This window comes from Schaedlerella sp. (assembly GCF_056796775.1).
Map to the genome: position 1 here is coordinate 1 of NZ_JBQIKP010000035.1, position 20,502 is coordinate 20,502.

Below are 20,502 nucleotides of genomic sequence, written 5' to 3' on the forward strand. Positions count from 1 at the left end.
CAGTATAGCATATTCGACTATATGTAGTGGGGCGACCTCTCTCAATACCCCGCAGCTTGCTGCGGGGTCGTTTATTTTTGGTCAGGGTCTGACCAGTAACCTGGAATCTGGAAGCATTGAAGCCAAAGAAGGAAACATACACCTACCATCCCAGCTCCAACAGCCAGTGATTTAATAGTCTCTCCCTGTCCTTCTCTTCCGTCTCTAAGTCTTTCGGGCTTCTATACTCGCCCTTAATGTTGCCGTCTACAATATACAATACTCTGGAACACTTTGCGGCTACCTTAGCGTCATGGGTCACCATCATGATCGTTGTTCCCTCTTCGTTTAGCTTCACCAGTTCTGCCATCACCTCATTGGACGCGGTTCTGTTCAAGGCTCCCGTAGGTTCGTCCGCGAACAGAACCTTCGGGCTGTTGATCATGCTTCTGCAGATGCAGGCTCTCTGAAGCTGCCCTCCCGAGACTTCATTGATGTCGTTATCGGCAATGTCGATAATACCCAGCTTATGCATGAAATCCTGTCCGCGCCGGGCCGTTTCCTTACGTGTCTCGGTATTTTTCTTAGATTGTACAGCGGGAAGAATAATATTGTCGAGCACGGTCAGATTTTTCAGCATATACATCTGCTGAAAGATAAAGCCCATTTCATGCAGACGCAAATCCGCAAGTTCCTTTTCCCCCATTTTTGCAATGTTCCTTCCGCAGAATTTTACTTCGCCCGCTGTAATGGAGTCCATACCCGAAACGGCATACAAAAGCGTGGATTTCCCCGAGCCTGAAGGACCCATAACGGCTGCCATTTCGCCTTCAGAAACGGTAAAGCTTACATTTTTCAAAACGTTGTTCTGGCGTTTGTTTACGATATATGTTTTACAGAGGTCTTTTACTTCTAAGATATTCATAGTCGTTTCCTTTCTTAATTCAAAATGACTCAAAATGATTGAAACCTATTCCATATTGGCAGTGTCGGAGGACTTGATCTTTCTTGTGTAAAGCGAGGTCAGGAACGCACTTACCGTTGTTGTGGCAAGAACGACTACAGGGAAGATCAGATACATTTCAACAGGATCGGTCACGTAGTCAACCGCAAGCTCCATCCCCATCATTTGAAAGATCGGGTCAATGCACAGGTGGGTCAGGGGCATTGTGAAAATTTCGCCGATCATCACAGCCATGATACCCACGAATAAAAACCGTAAAGTGTGGTATGCATAGATTTTTCCGTTTCGTGTGCCTACGGCTTTCATGAGCGCAATTTCACCCTGCTCCTTTGCGATAAAAGAGCGCTCCATAAGTACGGTTATGAGTGCGGCTAATACGATTGTGAGAACCCCTACAAGAGATTTTACCGCATCAAGAGCTCCCCCAATACCGATCATATCCGCGGTTGCTTCGGCGCAGGTTCTTATATTTTTATAATCAGGAAAAATCCTCTGGATTTCTTCCATTCTCCGTTCGATTTCCCTGCTGTCAGGATGATCCGTAAAGGTGATCTGCGTACCATCGACACTGGCAGCCGCCTGAACGTAATTGATATACGCATCGCTGTGAAGCCTGATACCGCTGCCCTGCATATTCATAGACTGGAAAAACGCCGAAATGATATATTCCTTCTCTCCGTCAATGGTTTTGATCGTAACAGTATCACCAATCGTTGCGTTCAGCTTATCCGCGGCAATCCGAGTGATGGCAATTTCATCGGTATTCTGCGGTGCTGTTCCTGCCGTGTATTCGTACATATCCATTGTGGAGCCTGTGCCTTGATAGATACAGATATTGCTCTCGTCTTCTCCGAAAGAGGCGGGCAGGATAAACATCATTTCCTGATAGCATTTTGCAGGAATACCGTGCTCTGCAAGAGTCTGTTCCATTTCATCGATGTGCTTTTCAAGCTTTTCGTGTCCGTCTTCCAGCATACATTCCGCGATGATTTTACTGTCCAGATAAATATCGCAGTCTGCCCATCCAAATGTTGCGGCAAGACTGCCGCTGTTCATGGTAGAAACCGTTGCCGAAAGGATCAGCAAAAGAGACAGACACAGGAAGAATGTGAGCGTAATGATGCCATAACGCCTGGGGCTGCTTACCATATCATTCAGCGCAAGGAAAGGCGCCATCGGGAGCCTGGATTTCCCCAGACTCATAAGGCTCTTTTTCCGAAAACGCTCCCCGGTCTGGCCGTTTCTGATTGCGTCAATGGGCGTCAATTTCTTCACCCTGCCTGTACAGCCATAGCAGAACCATAAAATGACCGCGACGACAAGGATAGCACAGACAATGTTTACCAAAACCGGACTCTGATTTCCGACAATGATGTTCTGCGAGGAAACGCTCATCAGCATTTTACCAAAGGGGAAGCTGAGGACAAGTCCGACCGCCGCGCCGATGATAGAAAGCCCCATGTATTTCACAAGGTAGAAGCCCCGGATTTTGAAATTGCCGATACCAATCGCTTTCATGACTCCGATTTCACGGAATTCCTCCGAAAGCGTAAAGGAAATGGTAAAACGTAAAACCACAAATGCGATGATAATAAGAATCATGCTTACCATAAGCAGAAGACCTACCACGATCATATCAAAAACATAGGTGAATTTCATAGTGGCTCTGTCCATTGTGAGAGCGCTGTTGTCTACAAGCGGTTTGATCTGCGGCAGAGCCGTTTCCATATCGGAAGAATAGATGTAAACAAGCGTACCGCCATAATATTCTTCTGTGTTTTCTGCGGAAAGGAAGTTCTCAAAATCCTCCTCGCTTATGATATAACGGGTTAATGTCATCTGCTTTGAGCCGAAAAGCGCGTCCTTTATTTTATCCGCAAGGACAAATTCACGGCGCGCGCCGTTACATTCTATGGTAAGCTGATCGCCCACATCAATACCGCGCGCGTCCGCTTCCCCCTCCGACATATAAAATTCGCCCGGCCTGACCGTTTCAAGGATACTGCCGTCGGAAAGGAAATAATTCATACAAATGTCACTGTGAACCAGATTCGAACCCTTGCTGACGATATCCTCGTTCCCATAGATAAAATTGTCGGACGATAAAAACAATACGTTTTCCGTTGCATAACGATCTACCGCGCTTGCCTGGCTTACCGTTTCATCAATGTCAACAACAAGATTTTTATTCATGGCAGCCGCAGCATAATCAGGCGCATCCGCCATTTCAAAATAGCTGTCCAGTGCCGTGGTGACATTTATGATGTTGTTTACACTTGACGCTACAAACATTGTGGCAAGAATCATAAATAACAGAAGAATGATGTTCATTGCCCTTTTTCGATTTAAATCCTTTTTCAGTATGTTCAGATACATTCTTTTACTCCTCTCTTGCTTCTGAATCGATTCCGCAAGAGATATACTAACACCAAAATTATGAAATAATCCTTAAATGCAGAAAGCCTGCCACTGGCAGCCTTTCTGCATACGATGGTATACAGAAAACCTCAGAGTCAATAAATCTAACCCTGAGGTTTCCATATCCATTATGCTTTTCTGACGACGATCGTCGCGCAAAAAAGATCTTCCTTCATCCCGGCAAAGATTTCACCGTCCATTTTACGCATCAATGTTTTGCAGATATAAAGCCCCAGGCCGCTCCCTTTCCTGCCGGTGCTGTTGCTTCCGCGGTAAAAGGAATCGAAAAGATTGGGAAGCTCCTCTTTTTTCAGACTGCGCCCTGAGTTTTCGATCTGTATTAATTTACAGTCTTCTTCCTCCCCAAAGGAAATGCGGATCCGCTTGCCATCACCGTATTTTATGGCATTTTCCATCACATTCTGCAGGACCTCGGCCATACGGTCCTGATCCCCTTTAACAAGACATTCTGTAATTTCATCCACCTGAAATTCCGTATGGATGACGGACAGCTTCTCCTTATAATAGCTTTCTGTGGCTTTTATAACCTCTGAAAGGTAATACTCTCCCATATGCACTTCCAAATTCAGGAAATCTTCTCTGGATGCTGTTACAATTTCATTCACGTATCCCTTGATTTCCTTCACATTCCTCGCAATGCCCTGCAAAGCTTCGTCCTTTCTCTCCTGTGTGTCATACAGATCCTCCGACAACGCTTTCGAATACAATTCAATGGAAGAAAGCGGTGTTTTGATATCATGGGACAGAGAAAGAATCAATTCCTTCCGCTCCTTTTGAAATGCAAGCTCTTTCTCCTTTGTTTCCTCCAGCTTTTTGCGAAGCATGTCCATTCCCCACAGGAAACGTCCAAACAGCTTGCTTTTTTCTTCTTTTACAGGCATGGACAGATTCCCTTTCGCCAGCCCATAAGGTAAATCACTCATATCCTGAAAAGGTTTTAAGATTTTTATATACACATACACCAGCACAATATTTGTCACGATCATCATCCCCAGCAACGAGAGATTGATGTACAAAGGCAGACGCGTACTTCTTTCCTCTGCATATTCGATCCGATACAGTTTGCCGTCTATTTCTTCCACTAAATACTCGTGATCACAGGCTTCTCCTGCAACAAATTCCCTGATTCCCATGATCGTCTCATACTGATCGAAACGCATTGCTTCTATTTCCGATGCCTCTGATTTTTGTTCTTCTATTTCTTTGATCGCGCGCTTTGCTTCCACAAGATATAGTTTTCCGTCGCTGTCATGATTTTGATAAAAATACAGTATATTCGCCGACAATAGGAGCAATATCTCAGCAAGGACAATCCAACGCATAAAAATCTTAAACTTACTCAAACCGATACCCAACTCCCCACTCTGTGATAATATGCTTAGGGTTTCTGGGTTCTTCTTCTATTTTTTCCCTGAGCCGCTTAATATGTACCGTCAGTGTCTGAAGCTCCGAATCACTGTCGCTTCCCCAAACAGAATTGAACAAATACTCCTTCTTCATCGTTACATTCTTATTCTCGATCAACAGCCTTAACAGTGCAAACTCCTTTTCGGTCACTTCCTTTTTCTGCCCGTCTACAGATACCGTCTGATGCACAGTATTCAATCGGATGTTCCCTTCTACAATCTCTGCCTGACCATATTTTCTTTTAAAAATACCGTTGATCTTGGCAATTAAAATATCTATGTCATAAGGTTTCTCAATGTAATCGTCCGCGCCAAGATTTAAGCCTTTTAATTGATCGTTCTTTTCCACCCTGGCGCTGGCGATCAGAATATGGGTATTGGAAGTCTCCCTGATCCTGGAACAAACCGCAAATCCATCGATTCCGGGAAGCATGATATCCAAAATGATCACTCTGGCTCCGTATTTTTCATACAATTCCAGAGCTTTTTCCCCGGTCCGGGCTACACTGACCGTGTAATTCTCCTTACGCAGAAAATCACACAGCAGAGTACCGATTTCTTTGTTATCTTCTACAATTAATATATCCAGCATCTTTCCTTACTTATCCTTCCTTGCTCTTCTTACACCTCAGAATCCGAAGAAAAAGAGCCCCAACATTCCTGTCAAGGCTCTGGTAAATCCTTAATATCTTCTTAATGGGTTCGACAGGTTGCTTACTACTTCCAAAAGCGTACAACAAAAACTCTTTCTAATCCTCAAGAAGTTTCCGTTTTCTCTCAATCATTTCGTCTATTTTATGTATATATAGAGCCACATCCTTCACATTCTCGCTTCGCTCAATCCCCCCATCTGGATAAACTCGCTTTGACACGCTGCCTGCTCCGCAAGCAATAATAGTCTGCACTTCCTCCATAATCAGTATATTATAAATCCCGGCCTTGTCAGCCCTTGCATAGCCGACATTTTCAAAATTCCCGGCAATATTTTTCTGCCGGTACAGATAATAGGGAACCATCCCCATCCGTTTTGCCGCATCCCCACTGTCCTGGATCATCCGGGAGATCTCCCGGTGTTCCAGATTGCACGCTTCGCTTTTCTCCTGCCCCATCTGCGCCGCCCGCTTGACTGCAAGGGAATGCACGGTGAGGCTGTCCGGACAGAGGGCCTCAATCTGCCGGAGGGTGTCCTGCATATCCGCCGCGGTTTCTCCCGGCAGTCCGGCGATCAGGTCCATGTTGATATTGTCAAAGCCCAGCTCCCGGGCCAGCCAAAAGCTTCGGACCGCATCCTCCACCGTATGCCGCCTTCCGATCCGGTCCAGCGTCTTCTGCCGCATGGTCTGGGGATTGACCGAGATCCGGCTGATCTTGTGCCGCCGAAGTACTTCCAGCTTTTCCCGCGTGATGGCATCCGGCCGCCCCGCTTCCACCGTATACTCCAAAAGCCCCTTCCCGGATACGGCCTCAGGAAAAGTGTCCTCTACCAGAGACAGCAGCCTGTCCAACTGGGCCGCTTCCAATGTTACAGGGGTTCCGCCGCCGATATAGACCGTGTCCGGTTGCCTGCCGGAGGTCAAAGCCCCGATAGCCTGAATTTCCCGGAACAGGGCTTCCAGATAGTCCTCCACCCGATCCTTCCACAGCCCGATGGGCGAGGAGCTGAACGAACAGTAGGAACAGATACTGGGGCAAAACGGAATGCCGATATACAGGCTGAATCCGTTCTTATAATCCAGCCTGTCCAGCAATACCATCTCCCGCTCTGCGATCCGTGCCGCAAGCCGTGCCTTTTCTTCGGAAACCTGATATTCCCGCTGAAGGAAGGCTGTGATCTCCTCCTCCCCGTCCCCGGCTTTCAGCCGATTCATGGCGAGCTTCACTGGACGGACTCCGGTCAGAGTCCCCCAGGCAAGCCGCTTCCCCGTATAGGCAGCCAGATAGTCATAGATCTGCCGGGTCACCTGCTTTTTCCGCTCATCTCTGTCCGGCGCTCCCGTTTTCACACTCAGATCCGGCATCACGGAAAAACAAGAACCTCCGTCCAACACAAGGTTTACAAGAGGTTCCTGCTCTTCATCCACGGTCTGCCTGATCTCCGCCTCCGGAAAAAAGGCTTTTACCATATGAAACATGTTATAGGTATACAGGGTTTCTTTACAGGAAACCGCTGCCGCTTTACATCCATTCATACTCATAAGTCACTCATTTTCCTAGGAGCTGTTCTCTCAAAATAAGGATTGTATTTCAGCTCGTCCCCAATCGTCGTTGCCTCCATATGCCCCGGATAGACCACCGTATCCTCCGGAAGGGTAAAAAGCTTCTTCCGGACGGAACGCATCAGCTGGCTGCTGTTTCCGGTTGGAAAATCCGTCCTGCCGATGGATTCCCGAAACAGGGTATCCCCGCTGAACAATACCTTCTCCTCAGGCAGATAATAGCAGCATCCGCCGATGGTATGCCCCGGCGTATGGATCACCTGGAACTGCAGCCCGGCAAGCTCCAGACACCCTCCGTCCTCTGTATAGGACGCCCCGCTATACGTATATTGCCTACCGAAGTCCGCAGACGCATTCATGGATGCATCTGTCAGCAGTACTTCCTCCTCCCGGTGCGCATAAACCGGAATCCCCGGAAATTCCTTCTGGAATCCGTCGATCCCCATGATGTGGTCGAAATGTCCGTGGGTCAGCAGAATCCCCTGGAAATCCAGGCCCTCCCCGCAAATCTGTTCTGTGATTTCCGTTGAATACACTGCCGAGTCGATCAGAACACATTGTCCGGTCTCTTCATTGGTCACAAGATAACAATTGGTACGCACCATACCAAGTACAAAATTTCGAATCTTTATCATAATTCCGATTTACCTGCCGTCCTTTCCGTGTCATTCAGGCATGCCTGCCTTCTGTTCAAAACGATGGCGCGCTTCTATCCCGCTGTTCTTTCAATATCGATCACCCCGTCAAGCTGGCGTACCTTCTCGATCACCTTATCCAGCTCTTCTCTTCCATGAACGATAAATCCCATGTCAAATGTAGCGGTTCCCTTTTTGCTCGTCCTTACATTCATAGACTTTACATCCAGCTTGCCCTCGGTGAAGATCTTGGTAATCTCCATCAGAAGCCCCTGGCGGTCATCGGTGAAGATCTTGAGCTCCGCCAGATACTGTCCGCCGCTCTCGTTCTCCGGAGTCTCGCCCCATTCCACATCAATCAGCCGCTCCCGCTCCGCGTCGGAGAGGTGCAGCATATTGACGCAGTCCGTCCGATGGATGGTCATGCCTTTGCCCCGGGTCACGAATCCCACGATCTCATCACCCGGCACCGGATTGCAGCACCTTGGAAAACGCACCGCCACATCCGCGATCCCGCGCACCATGATCCCGCTCCTGGACTTTGCCACATGAACCTTCTGGTTGGCGCTGTCATAGATCTTGCTCAGGATCAGCTCCTCGGTCAGTTCCTTCTTGTGCTCTTTTTCGTATTCCTCCTGGAGGCGGTTCACCACCTGGCCTTCCTTAAGCCCGCCGTGTCCTACTGCCGCCAGAACCGCGTCCCAGTCCCGAAAGCCGTATTTTTTCTGGACCACCTGCTGGTACTTCGGCTTGAGCACATCCGCCATATTAATCGATTTCATCCGGCAGTAGGAAGAGATCAGATCCTTCCCCCGAACAATATTTTCTTCCTTAAATTCCTTCTTAAACCACTGATTGATCTTGGATTTTGCCTGGGGGCTCTTCACGATATTGAGCCAGTCCCTGCTGGGACCCTTGGAATTCTGAGAGGTCAGCACCTCAATGCGGTCCCCGTTCTGAATCTTGTAATCAATGGTCACCAGCTTTCCGTTCACCCTGGCTCCCACCATCCGATTGCCTACCGCGCTGTGGATGGCATAGGCAAAGTCTACGGGTGTGGAGCCGTTGGGCAGGCTTTTCACATCCCCGTTGGGAGTGAAGCAGTATACATCCTCCGTAAACAGATCCAGATCGCCCTTTAACAGGCTTAAAAACTCCCGGTTGTCGGACATGTCCCGCTGCCACTCCAGGATCTGCCGCAGCCAGCTCAGCTTCTCCTCCTCCTGGGTTTTCGTACTCTTGCTGGAGTCCCCGCTCTCTTTGTATTTCCAATGGGCCGCGATTCCGTATTCGGCCGTCTTATGCATCTCCTCCGTCCGGATCTGGATCTCAAAGGGCTGCCCGGAGGGTCCCATCAGCGTCGTATGAAGGGACTGGTACATATTCACCTTGGGCATAGCGATATAATCCTTGAATCGGCCCGGAATCGGCGTATACATCTCATGGATCACACCCAGCGCCGCATAGCAGTCCTTCACCGAATCCACGATGATCCGCACGGCAAACAGGTCATAGACCTGATCCAGCGTCTTATTCTGGAGCACCATTTTTTTGTAAATGCTGAAAAAATGCTTGACCCGCCCATAGACCTTCGCATGAATATGGGCATTTTCCATATGCCGGGAAACCTCTGCCACGATCTGCTGCACGAATTCTTCCCGCTTTGTCTTCCGTTCATTGAGGTCGCTGACAAGCTGTCCGTACACCTCCGGCTGGGAATACTTCAGCGACAGGTCGTCCAGCTCGATCTTGATCTTGGAGATTCCAAGCCGCTGTGCAATGGGCGCATAGATATCCATGGTCTCCCTTGCCTTTTCCTGCTGCTTCCTTGGAATCATAAATTCCAGAGTACGCATATTATGCAGACGGTCCGCCAGCTTGATGATGATCACCCGGATATCCTTGGCCATGGCCAGAAACATCTTCCGCAGGTTCTCCGCCTGGATCTCCAGCTTATCCTTGTCCTTGGAATAGCTGAGCTGTCCCAGCTTGGTCACCCCGTCCACCAGGAGAGCGACCTCTTCCCCAAATTCCCGGGAGATATCCTCCAGCGTCACGTCCGTATCCTCCACCACGTCATGGAGCATCCCTGCCGCAATAGTTTCCTTATCCATCTCCAGGTTGGCAAGAATGATCCCCACCCACATGGGATGGATCAGGTAAGGCTCTCCGGACTTGCGCACCTGGTCCTGATGCGCTTCCTTCGCCAGATGGTACGCCTTCTCGATCAGGGTAATATCGGCGGAAGGATGGTACTTCCGGATCCGGTTCACCAATGCCTGATATAAAACGTCAGGGTCTTGATAATCCTCAGGATTCATGACCGCATGTCCGTCAACCGTACCAAGACTTTTATTTATCGTTTCGTATTCCATTATCCCTGCCATATCAATTCCCCACTTCCTTTCCTGAGCAGTAACCTGAGCAGACCCTGGCTTTCCTCCCGACCGGGGCGTACTTTCGCCGCTCTTTCTAAACAAAATATAACTTTAAGTATAACATTTTTTTTCAGATTGTAAAGCCTTTCTTTACCGGTAATGCACCACCGTGATCTGAAGGCTCCTTCTCCCCATATACTCATTCACCGACGGATAATATGTAAACGCCATCTTGCTTTTGTGCTTCATATATTCCATGCATGCACCGACATCTCCGAAATATACCGCATCCATCCGAAGCCCTCTGGCATCCTCTACTTGAAATTTCAGCACATTCTGGTTCTTTCCCACGATCCTTGGGGATATCACACGCAGGTTTTTTTCCACAAATAACGGCCTGGGGTTTCCCTTTCCAAAGGGTTCCAAAAGCTCCAGCTCTTCCACCAGCTTCTGCGATAAATAGGCGATCGGAAGCTGCATGTCAATGGATACCTTCTCGAGCAGGTCCTCCTCCGTCAGCCCCGACAGCTCATTGATCCGCTTCCGGAATACATCCACATTTTCCTCAGGCAGAGACAATCCTGCCGCAAGCTTATGCCCCCCGAATCTGGTAAACAGCTCCCGGCACCGGTTCATCTCCTCGAACATATGGTAGTTCTCAATGGAACGCCCGGAGCCTTTCACTCCTTCCTCTGCGGAGGTCAGTACAAAAACCGGGCGGTAATACCGCTCCCGGATGCGCCCGGCGATGATCCCGGCAATGCTCTCATGGCAATCCGGCAGATAGACCACCAGGACCTTGTCCTTTTTCAGAGAGGAATTTTCGATCATCTCCACGGCCTGCTCCACGCCCTGCTCTGTCATATCCTTACGGCTGTCATTCAGCTCCTTCAATTCCTCCGCCAAACGGGATGCCTCTTCTGCGTCCTTTGCGTTCAGAAGGGCCAGAGCGCGCTTGGCCGTATCCAGTCTGCCACTGGCATTGATGCAGGGTCCCAGGACAAAACCGATGTGGTAGGCGCTGATCTTGTCCACAGGTACTCCGGTACATTCAATGAGTGCTTTGAGTCCCTCGTTCCGGGTGCTTTTCAGCATATTCAGTCCGGTCTTCACGAAAATCCGGTTTTCTCCTTGGAGGTCCATCACATCCCCCACCGTGGCAATGGCCACATGCTCCATCAGATGCCGGATCCTCCCCGGATCCTCTTCCAAAGCCCGGTAGAGCGCCTCCACCAGCTTAAAGGCGACCGCCGCACCGCACAGTCCCTTGAACGGGTACTCACAGTCCGGACGGTGGGGATCCACCACCGCGTCCGCCGGAGGGATCTGGTAGCTTCTCCCACCTTCGGTTTCCAGGTAGGGAATCTCATGGTGGTCAGTGACGATGATGGTCAGCCCGCGCTCCTTCCCATACGCGATCTCATCGAGAGCCGCAATCCCGTTGTCGCAGGTGATGATCGTATCAATCCCGTCCTCGAGTGCCTTGTCGATCAGCATTTTGTTCAGCCCGAAGCCGTCCCGGATCCGGTCCGGAATGTCCGCGTCCACATCCGCCTCCAGCCCGGACAGGCCTTCCTGAAGGATGTAAGACGCATTGACTCCGTCAATGTCATAGTCTCCGATCACCCGGACCGGCACATGCGCCTGGATCTTCTCTTTCAGGATCTCCACGGCCCTGTCCATATCCTTCATCTGCCTTCCGTCGTACAGGTCCGCAGCAGTTCCGTTCAGATAGCTGCTGATCTGAGCGTCCTCCTTCACATCCCGGTTACGGATCAGCCTGGCAAGGATCGGAGAAATGTGATACTTTGCGGCAATCCCGTTAAAATCTGCTTTTTTCATTGTTACAAACCATTTTTCCATGATAGCTCCTTTTCTTTCTTCGTATTTAGAGGGACGACGGAACTGCTTTCCATATTCCACAGCTATAAAAAGCTGCCTCCCTCCTGTTCAAGATCGGAAGGAGACAGCCTGTCCCTTTTTTGCTAGCATCTGCCTCTGTTCAGAGGCTTCACAGATACACCCATTTTTTACACATTGGAAGTTGTAATTTATTTTCCCGCTGCCGCCTTTTTCCCCTCACGGCTCTTCATGATATACCACAGCGCACCCGTGATACATACGGAAGAATAGGCGCCACATACGATACCTACCATCAGAGGCAGGGCAAATTCCTTGATGGAGCTGACACCCATGATGAACAGCACCAGCACCATGACAAAGGTCGTCAGGGAGGTGTAGATACTTCTTGTCAGTGTCCGGGTGATACACCGGTTCACCAATTCATCCAAGCCCTCATTTTTCTTCTTCGTGTGCAGCTCCTCACGGATCCGGTCAAAAATAACGATGGTAGCGTTGATGGAATATCCGACAATGGTCAGCATACACGCGATAAAGGTATTTCCCACGGAAACCCTGGCCACCACATAGAATGCCAGCACGATCAGCACGTCGTGGAGAAGCGCGGCAACTGCGCTGGTGGCAAATCGGATATCCTTAAACCGGAACCAGATGTACAGCAGCATACAGATCGTAGCCACGATCACCGCCACAATGGCATCCTGGCGCATCTCGGAGCTGACGGTGGCACTGATATTCTCTGTTGCGATCTTTGCCTCGTCCGCATGGAAAATGCTGGTCATTGCGGTGTTAAAAGCCTCACGCTTGTTCAGATCCAGTGTCTGGGTCTTGAAGATCACCTGATTGGTGCCTTCCACCTTCTGTACCTGTACGTTGTTGTCTCCTGTTACGTATTCGATCTCAGGAACAATCTCCTGATCGATCTCCTCTAATGTATATTCCTTATCAAAGGTCACGCTTGTAGAGGTACCGCCTTTAAATTCCAGGCTGTAATTCATCACGCCTTTTCCCTGTGCGCCGTTGACTCCCATAAATACGAATCCAACTACGATCAGCAGGACGGAAATCCCGAAGAACAGCCTTCTCTTTCCCAGGAAATTGACTGTCGTCTGTTTCGCCTTCTTCGCATGTCCGTAGAACTTCTTGTCACGGATTCCCACTGCATAGAAGGAGTAAATGATGATCCTGGTGATCACCAGTGCCGTGAACATGGATACCACGATACCCATTGCCAGTGTCTGCGCAAAGCCTTTTACCGTACCGCTTCCCAGCCACTGCAGGACAAAGGCCGCGATCAGGGTGGTGATATTGCCGTCCAGGATGGCGGACATAGCCTTCTGGAATCCGGCATTTAAGGAACTCTTTACGCTTTTTCCTTCCGCCAGCTCCTCCCGGACTCTGGCGAAGATGATGACATTGGCATCCACCGCCATACCGATTCCCAGGATGATACCTGCGATACCCGGCAGAGTCAGCGTGATATCAAATGCATTTAATAGGACAAGGATCAGTCCCGTATAGGTCAGCAGCGCAAGGCTGGACGCAAATCCGGGAAGCAGGTATGCCGCACACATGAAGATAAATACAATGGCAAGTCCGATGGCCCCGGCTTTCAGACTGGTGCTGATGGCTTCCTCACCGAGCTGTGCGCCTACCACGTTGGAACGCAGCTCTTCCAGCTCCAGGCTCAGTCCGCCGATCCGGATAGTGGAAGAAATTCTCTGCGCCTCCTCATAGCTCATGCTTCCCTCAATGACTGCCTGACCGTTCTTGATCTCCGCATTGACATTGGGTACGCTGATAAACTCACCGTCATAGTAGATGCCGATGCTTTCCTCTGCCTTAAATGCCCGCTTGGTGGCCTCCGCAAACTTCTCAGTGCCTTCCGGAGTCATTTCCAGAGTAACCACATTCTGGTTCGCATTGGTCAGTTCATTGGTCTGCACCTGTGCGGAAGCGTTCTTTACATCCCTACCGGTGAGCACGATGGAGCCTTCCTCCTTCTGCATGTCTTCGATGGTCTTATTTAAAACATACTCGCCGTCCTTATAGGTATAGTTTTCCTTTCCCTCGCTGTCTGTCTCCGCGATAAAATACAGGGAACCCGGCTGTCCCAGCTCATCCAGGATCTCATTGGCATTAGTCACGCCCGGGATCTCGATGCTGATCCGCTCCTCTCCCTCCTGGTATACGGTTGCTTCCGTGCTGTACTGCTCCACGCGGCGCTGCAGCTTGTAGATGGTGTCTGCCATATCCTCTGCCGACGGAGCACCGCCCTTTACCTGGTAGGTGATGCTGACACCGCCTTCCAGATCCAGGCCCAGCTTGATATTCCTTGCCGCGCCTGAACCGCCCTTTCCGAACCCGACCGCTGTCGTAAATCCCAGCAGACCGATCAGAACTACGATCAGAATCAGGCTGATAATGCCTTTACTTTTTTTCATGACTTTTTTTCCTTTCTGTATTACTTTCTCTTATGCATTCTCTGCGTGATCTGCCAGCGCGGCCTTGATCATAATGGCGCATTCCACTCTCTTGCGTTCCATCTCGCAGCTCACATCATAAGTGTCATGGATGGTATGATGGAATTTGTAAGAATTTGCCATACAGCCTCCGCTGCAGTAAAAACGCGCAAAGCACTTTCTGCATTTTTCCTTGGAATACACACTGCAGCCGCGAAATTCCCCGGCAATCTCCGGCCGGGTGATGCCGTCCGCGACATTTCCCATACGAAACTGCTCATCCCCCACAAACTGATGGCAGGGATACAGATCCCCCCAGGGCGTTACCGCCAGATATTCCGTGCCGGAACCGCATCCGGACAGCCTCTTTGCCACACAGGGTCCGCCTTCCAGATCAATCATAAAGTGGAAGAACTGGAATCCTTTCCCTTTTCGCTCGTGCTCAATGATCTGATCCGCCAAAATGTCATATTCCTCGAAGATCCTGGGCAGGTCGCTCTCCTGAATGGCATAGGGATCGGTATCCCCGCCCACCACAGGTTCAATGGAAATCTGCCGGAACCCCAGATCCACATAATGCATCACATCTTTAGAAAAGTCCAGGTTCTCTCTGGTAAATGTACCGCGGATGTAGTATTTTTCCTGATTCCGGCTCTCGGCCAGCCTCTGGAATTTGGGAACGATCAGGTCATAGCTGCCGCTGCCGTTGGGGAAGGGCCGCATCCGGTCATTGACCTCCTTCCGCCCGTCCAGGCTCAGCACCACATTGTCCATCTCCCGGTTGACAAACTCCTGTACCTCGTCATTAAGCAGTACCCCGTTGGTGGTCAGCGTAAACCGGAAATGCTTGTCATACCGCTGCTCCAGCTCTCTTCCATAAGCCACCAGCTCCTTCACCGTCTTCCAGTTCATGAGCGGCTCTCCGCCGAAAAAATCCACCTCCAGGTTGTGCCTGTTGCCGGAATTCTGGATCAGGAAATCCAGTGCCTTCTTCCCGACCTCCGGGGACATCATGGCGCGCCGCCCGTGGTACTCCCCTTCCTCCGCAAAGCAATATCTGCAGGCAAGGTTGCAGTCATGGGCGATATGGAGGCACAGCGCCTTGACCACGGTCTTTCTCTGCTTTACTTCGTCTATATAGTCCTCATAAATATCCCGGGTAAATAGCTGTCCCACCCTGGTCAGCTCTGTCACTGCCTCCAGCACCTCCGACACTTCCTCCTCCGGATATCCCGGCAGCTCCCGCAAAAGGGTTTCCAGGGTCCCCGGACTGTTCAGCGTACCGCAGGTATGGAAGGGATTCTGCCGCTCCAGACAGGCGATCACATCATAGGCGATCTTGTCCACCACATGGACGGAACCGCTGTTTACATCCAGGACGATGTTGTATCCATGATTCTGGTATTGATGTATCACGATATGCCCCGCTTTCTTCTTTATACATGGATAAAGCAGCGACTCAGGCCGCTGCCTTAACAATCTTATTCTGTCTATTTTTTATGCTCGCATGTCTGATTTCCCACGGTACAAGAAGTCTTGCATGCGGACTGACAGGACGTCTGACATTCTCCACATCCGCCTTTATTCACTGTATGGTTCAATGTCTGCGTATTCAGTGTCTTAATGTGTTTCATCTCTTATCCTCCTACTCATCATGCTCTGCGGTTCTTCCGAAACCGCTGCTCCGCAATATTATAGCACAATGCCCTCTGATTTTAAAGCATTTTTTTGTAAAATGCCCTGTAACCTTTCACGGCCTCGTACAGATCCGCCTTGCTGGTCGCCTCCCAGGGCGCATGCATGCTCAGCACCGCCAGGCCGCAGTCGATCACTTCCATCCCGTATTTTGCCATGATATAGGCAATGGTACCGCCGCCCCCCTGGTCTACGGCTCCCAGCTCCGCGGTCTGGAAGGTCACATGGTGCTCCTCCATGATCCGGCGGAGCTTAGCCATATATTCCGGGTTCGCGTCATTGGCCCCGGATTTGCCGCCGCTGCCGCTGTATTTGTTAAATACAAGCCCGTTTCCCAGATAAGCGGAATTTTTCTTTTCAAAATATTTCTCAAAAGCCGGGTCATAGGCGGCGCTTACATCCGCGGACAGCATCCGGGAATGCAGAAGCGCCCGGCGCAACCGGAGATCAAACGGAACCTCCTGTATCGGCGTTTTTCCGAATGCTTCCCCGGTCATGGCAAGGATCTCGGCTACCGCGTTTTCAAAAAAGCGGGACTTCATACCCGTGGCGCCGTTGCTCCCGGTCTCCTCCTTATCCACCAGCAGGCAGCAGGCTGTTCTTCCGCATCCTTGTGTCCCGGGTTCTTTGTCCCCGTCTCCCAGCAGCGCATGCAATGCGGCAAAAGCGCAGCTCCGGTCGTCCTGCCCGTAGGAGAGCACCATGCTCCGGTCCAGTCCGCATTCCCTTGCCCTCCCGGCGGGCACGATCTCCAGCTCCGCGGACAAAAAATCCTCCTCCTGAATCTGGTAGGTTTCGGACAGGATCCCCAGGATATGCTGCTTTACATCCTGTTCCTTTACGGGCCGGTTTCCGATCAGCAGATCCATCTTCTCCGCGTCAAAAAAGTCCTTCACTTTCTGCTCATTCCGCTCTCTGCCGAGATGGGGCAGCAGGTCCGTGATCACGAACACCGGATCATCTTCCTTCTCGCCCACGGACAGCCTGGCCCAGGTTCCGTCCTTCCGGACGGCGATCCCGTGCAGCGCCAGCGGAAGCGCGAACCACTGGTATTTTTTGATCCCGCCGTAGTAGTGGGTATCCAGGTATACATTTCCGGCCTCCTCGTAGCAGGGCACCTGTTTCAGGTCCAGCCTCGGGGAGTCGATGTGGGCACCGATGATGTTCATGCCCTGTTCCAGAGGCTCTGTGCCGATCCGGAAAAAAGCGGCCGACTTCTCCATAAAGGAAATATACACCTTGTCGCCGGGCTTCAAGGACTCACCTTGATGAATCATCTGTAAGAGATCTCTGTATCCCGCCTCCCGTGCCATGCGGACAGACTCGGCAGCGCACTCCCGCTCTGTTTTTCCCGCATCCAAAAAACGGCGGTATCGAATGCTCAGTTCTTCTACCGCCGCCAAATCTTGCTCATTATAAAAATTCCATGCGTTTTTTCTCTCCATACCATCTGCTCCTTTTATCGTACTTAGAAACTGGATCTATCATAGTATGGAGAAAATCCTCGTTTTTATTCCTGCTTCATGAAGGATTGCCGCACTTTACCTCATATCCTTCAAAAACGCGCGGTAGCCTTTGTAAGCTTCGTATACATCCGCCTTGCTGGAAATCTCCCAAGGCGCGTGCATGCACAGGACGGCCACACCGCCGTCGATCACTTCCATGCCGTATGCGGCCAGTATGTAGGCAATGGTACCGCCGCCGCCTGCGTCGATCTTACCCATCTCCGCCATCTGGAAGCCCACATGATTGTCATCGAATACCCGGCGCAGCTTTGCGATATACTCCGCGTTGGCGTCATTGGAGCCGCTCTTTCCGCGTGATCCCGTATGCTTGGTGAACACAGGCCCTCTTCCGAAGAAGCTGGAAGACCTTTTTTCGTATACGTCCGTATACATGGGGTCATAGGCCGCGCTCACATCGGAGGAGATCATGGTGGAATGCGCCAGGGCACGGCGCAGCTTTAACTCGGAGAAGCCTTCCAGCTTTTCATACAGCTCTGCCACCGCATTTTCAAAGAATCTGGAATGCATTCCAGTTGCCCCTACGCTGCCGATCTCTTCCTTATCTACCAGGATACAGCAGGCCGTGCGTTCTACCTGCTCCGTATCCAGCATGGCTGCCAGAGAGGTATACGCGCAGATTCGGTCGTCCTGTCCGTAAGCCATGATCATGCTGCGGTCCAGTCCGCACTCCCTTGCCCTTCCCGCGGGCACGACTTCCAGCTCTGCAGACATCAGATCTTCTTTCTCAATGTGGTATGTCTCCCGGATCAATTTCAATATCTGCGCGGCAACAGCGTCCTTCTCCTCTCCTGCCAGCGGCCTGCTTCCGATCAGGATGTCCAGGTTTTCCCCTTCCACCACCACGGAAGCCTTCTTCTCCATCTGCTTGGAAGAAAGATGTACCAGAAGATCGGTCACCACAAAAACCGGGTCCGTATCCTGTTCTCCGATGGAAATGGTCTCTCTCGTCCCGTCTTTTCTCACGACCACCCCGTGGATCGCCAGAGGCACCGTAACCCACTGGTATTTCTTGATCCCGCCGTAATAGTGGGTATCAAAATAAGCGAATCCGCTTTCTTCATAGAGCGGGTTCTGTTTCAGGTCCAGGCGCGGGGAATCAATATGCGCCCCCAAAATGTTCATACCGTTTTCCAGGGGCTCTGTCCCGATCTGGAACAACGCAATGGATTTTTCCATCCATGCCGCATAGACCCTGTCTCCGGGCCGAAGCTGCTCCGCTGTGTATAAATTGCGGTAGCCCTTTTCCTCGGCCTGACGGATGATCTCGGTCACACACTCCCGCTCCGTCTTGCCGGCATCCAGGAAGGCACGGTAGTCCTCACACACCTTTTCCAACGCATCCAGCTCGCCTGCTTCATAGGTCAGCCACAAATTTTTCTCTTTCATCTTTCGTCTCCCCTTAAAATCTAAACTTCTCCTCAAAGTAAGATTTCAAATCTTCGATCTTCACCCGCTCCTGCTCCATGGTGTCACGGTCGCGCACGGTTACGGCGCCGTCTTCCTGAGAATCAAAGTCATAGGTCACGCAGAACGGGGTCCCGATCTCATCCTGGCGGCGGTAGCGTTTTCCGATATTGCCCCTGTCATCATACTCGCAGTTGAAATATTTGGACAGCTCCGCATAAACCTTCTCCGCGCCTTCGTTCAGCTTCTTGGACAGCGGCAGCACACCGACCTTCACCGGAGCCAGCGCCGGATGGAAATGAAGCACGGTCCGCGTGTCTCCGCCTTCCAGCTCTTCCTCGTCATACGCGCTGCACAAAAATGCCAATACCATACGGTCTGCGCCCAGGGAGGGCTCGATCACGTAGGGGATGTACTTTTCATTTTTCACATCATCAAAATACGTCAGATCCTGCTTGGACACTTCCATATGCTGGGACAGATCATAGTTGGTACGATCCGCAATCCCCCACAGTTCTCCCCAGCCGAAGGGGAACAAAAATTCCACATCCGTGGTGGCCTTGCTGTAGAAGGAAAGCTCTTCCTTATCATGGTCACGGTAGCGCACCTCATTCTCTTTGAGTCCGAGAGAACTGAGCCAGTCCAGACAGAATTGCTTCCAGTACGCAAACCACTCCAGATCCGTATCCGGCTCACAGAAGAATTCCAATTCCATCTGTTCAAATTCTCTGGTACGGAAAGTAAAGTTGCCTGGTGTGATCTCGTTCCGGAAGGACTTCCCGATCTGAGCGATGCCGAACGGAATCTTCTTTCTGGATGTCCGCTGTACATTCTTAAAATTCACGAAGATCCCCTGGGCAGTCTCCGGCCGCAGGTAAACCGTATTCTTGGCGTCCTCTGTCACGCCCTGGAAGGTCTTGAACATCAGGTTGAACTGCCGGATATCGGTAAAATTATGCTTACCGCAGGTGGGGCACGGAATCTGGTGCTCCTGGATAAACGCCGTCATCTGCTCCTGAGTCCAGGCATCCACGGTGCCCTCCAGCGCAATCCCCTTTTCTTCACAGAAGTCCTCAATCAGCTTATCCGCGCGGAACCGCTCATGGCATTCCTTACAGTCCATCAGAGGGTCAGAAAATCCGCCCAGATGTCCGGATGCCACCCAGGTCTGGGGATTCATCAGGATCGCGCAGTCCACACCCACATTATAAGGGGACTCCTGAACGAACTTCTGCCACCAGGCTTTTTTTACGTTATTCTTCAATTCCACGCCAAGATTGCCGTAATCCCACGTATTCGCCAGACCTCCGTAGATCTCGGAGCCGGGATATACGAAGCCTCTCGATTTTGCAAGGGCCACAATCTTTTCCATCGTCTTTTCTACCATACTGTCTGTTCCTCACATTCTTTTTTTCATCACTCTTCACAACCGCAAAAAGGAATCCTTTCAGCCGGATCCTGTCTGCAGCTTCCTGAACAATAGTCATTATACCGATTCCGCCGGGATTTGTAAAGATGGACCAGGATATAAATTTCAG

The 20,502-nt window shown here is 50.7% G+C and carries 14 protein-coding genes; all 14 read right to left on the reverse strand.

The genetic code is table 11. The annotated features are described in order from the left end of the window. Positions 1 to 142 precede the first annotated feature (142 nt). The 14 genes from ACTOY7_RS14980 to ACTOY7_RS15045 all read right to left on the reverse strand — a co-directional run bounded on the left by ACTOY7_RS14980 (position 143) and on the right by ACTOY7_RS15045 (position 20,351). Entirely contained in the window at positions 143 to 904 is a 762-nt protein-coding gene (locus tag ACTOY7_RS14980; RefSeq protein ID WP_160280791.1) for an ABC transporter ATP-binding protein, read from the reverse strand. Between the two features lie 45 nt (positions 905 to 949). Continuing rightward, the gene (locus tag ACTOY7_RS14985; RefSeq protein WP_394684192.1) at positions 950 to 3,319 is read right to left on the reverse strand and encodes an ABC transporter permease; all 2,370 of its coding nucleotides are present in this window, start codon (positions 3,317 to 3,319) and stop codon (positions 950 to 952) included. Between the two features lie 170 nt (positions 3,320 to 3,489). Further along, positions 3,490 to 4,668: a sensor histidine kinase gene (locus tag ACTOY7_RS14990; protein ID WP_482672228.1), complete on the reverse strand. Its 1,179-nt coding sequence runs from the start codon at positions 4,666 to 4,668 to the stop codon at positions 3,490 to 3,492. A gap of 49 nt (positions 4,669 to 4,717) precedes the next feature. Then, positions 4,718 to 5,380 (reverse strand): response regulator transcription factor, encoded by a 663-nt coding sequence (locus ACTOY7_RS14995; protein WP_482671909.1) that lies wholly within the window; start codon positions 5,378 to 5,380, stop codon positions 4,718 to 4,720. A 157-nt stretch (positions 5,381 to 5,537) separates the two neighbouring features. Further along, the gene (hemZ, locus tag ACTOY7_RS15000) at positions 5,538 to 6,983 is read right to left on the reverse strand and encodes a coproporphyrinogen dehydrogenase HemZ (protein WP_482671910.1); all 1,446 of its coding nucleotides are present in this window, start codon (positions 6,981 to 6,983) and stop codon (positions 5,538 to 5,540) included. Continuing rightward, positions 6,980 to 7,636, reverse strand: a complete 657-nt coding sequence (locus ACTOY7_RS15005; RefSeq protein WP_482671912.1) for an MBL fold metallo-hydrolase — start codon at positions 7,634 to 7,636, stop codon at positions 6,980 to 6,982. The genes hemZ and ACTOY7_RS15005 overlap by 4 nt, the downstream gene beginning before the upstream one ends. A 77-nt stretch (positions 7,637 to 7,713) precedes the next feature. After that, entirely contained in the window at positions 7,714 to 10,026 is a 2,313-nt protein-coding gene (locus ACTOY7_RS15010; protein ID WP_300884724.1) for a RelA/SpoT family protein, read from the reverse strand. A gap of 141 nt (positions 10,027 to 10,167) precedes the next feature. Next, positions 10,168 to 11,880, reverse strand: a complete 1,713-nt coding sequence (gene recJ, locus ACTOY7_RS15015) for a single-stranded-DNA-specific exonuclease RecJ (protein WP_482671928.1) — start codon at positions 11,878 to 11,880, stop codon at positions 10,168 to 10,170. A gap of 188 nt (positions 11,881 to 12,068) precedes the next feature. Further along, on the reverse strand, positions 12,069 to 14,321 hold the full coding sequence (secD, locus tag ACTOY7_RS15020; protein ID WP_482672229.1) for a protein translocase subunit SecD: 2,253 nt from the start codon (positions 14,319 to 14,321) through the stop codon (positions 12,069 to 12,071). A 30-nt stretch (positions 14,322 to 14,351) separates the two neighbouring features. Continuing rightward, on the reverse strand, positions 14,352 to 15,755 hold the full coding sequence (gene scfB / locus ACTOY7_RS15025) for a thioether cross-link-forming SCIFF peptide maturase (RefSeq protein WP_482671247.1): 1,404 nt from the start codon (positions 15,753 to 15,755) through the stop codon (positions 14,352 to 14,354). 74 nt (positions 15,756 to 15,829) lie between these two features. Then, the gene (scfA, locus tag ACTOY7_RS15030) at positions 15,830 to 15,973 is read right to left on the reverse strand and encodes a six-cysteine ranthipeptide SCIFF (RefSeq protein ID WP_004079507.1); all 144 of its coding nucleotides are present in this window, start codon (positions 15,971 to 15,973) and stop codon (positions 15,830 to 15,832) included. Positions 15,974 to 16,054: 81 nt separating this feature from the next. Next, positions 16,055 to 17,479, reverse strand: coding sequence for an aminopeptidase (locus tag ACTOY7_RS15035; protein WP_482671248.1), 1,425 nt, complete (start codon positions 17,477 to 17,479; stop codon positions 16,055 to 16,057). Between the two features lie 96 nt (positions 17,480 to 17,575). After that, positions 17,576 to 18,946: an aminopeptidase gene (locus tag ACTOY7_RS15040; protein WP_394684703.1), complete on the reverse strand. Its 1,371-nt coding sequence runs from the start codon at positions 18,944 to 18,946 to the stop codon at positions 17,576 to 17,578. Positions 18,947 to 18,959: 13 nt separating this feature from the next. Next, positions 18,960 to 20,351, reverse strand: a complete 1,392-nt coding sequence (locus ACTOY7_RS15045) for a glycine--tRNA ligase (RefSeq protein WP_394684704.1) — start codon at positions 20,349 to 20,351, stop codon at positions 18,960 to 18,962. Between the last annotated feature and the right edge of the window lie 151 nt (positions 20,352 to 20,502).

Bases quoted from the DNA above. Each gene is read 5' to 3' on its own strand.
- ACTOY7_RS14980 (WP_160280791.1), bottom strand. From the start codon at position 904: ATGAATATCTTAGAAGTAAAAGACCTCTGTAAAACATATATCGTAAAC.
- ACTOY7_RS14985 (WP_394684192.1), bottom strand. From the start codon at position 3,319: ATGTATCTGAACATACTGAAAAAGGATTTAAATCGAAAAAGGGCAATG.
- ACTOY7_RS14995 (WP_482671909.1), bottom strand. From the start codon at position 5,380: ATGCTGGATATATTAATTGTAGAAGATAACAAAGAAATCGGTACTCTG.
- hemZ (WP_482671910.1), bottom strand. From the start codon at position 6,983: ATGAGTATGAATGGATGTAAAGCGGCAGCGGTTTCCTGTAAAGAAACC.
- ACTOY7_RS15010 (WP_300884724.1), bottom strand. From the start codon at position 10,026: ATGGCAGGGATAATGGAATACGAAACGATAAATAAAAGTCTTGGTACG.
- recJ (WP_482671928.1), bottom strand. From the start codon at position 11,880: ATGGAAAAATGGTTTGTAACAATGAAAAAAGCAGATTTTAACGGGATT.
- secD (WP_482672229.1), bottom strand. From the start codon at position 14,321: ATGAAAAAAAGTAAAGGCATTATCAGCCTGATTCTGATCGTAGTTCTG.
- scfA (WP_004079507.1), bottom strand. From the start codon at position 15,973: ATGAAACACATTAAGACACTGAATACGCAGACATTGAACCATACAGTG.
- ACTOY7_RS15035 (WP_482671248.1), bottom strand. From the start codon at position 17,479: ATGGAGAGAAAAAACGCATGGAATTTTTATAATGAGCAAGATTTGGCG.
- ACTOY7_RS15040 (WP_394684703.1), bottom strand. From the start codon at position 18,946: ATGAAAGAGAAAAATTTGTGGCTGACCTATGAAGCAGGCGAGCTGGAT.
- ACTOY7_RS15045 (WP_394684704.1), bottom strand. From the start codon at position 20,351: ATGGTAGAAAAGACGATGGAAAAGATTGTGGCCCTTGCAAAATCGAGA.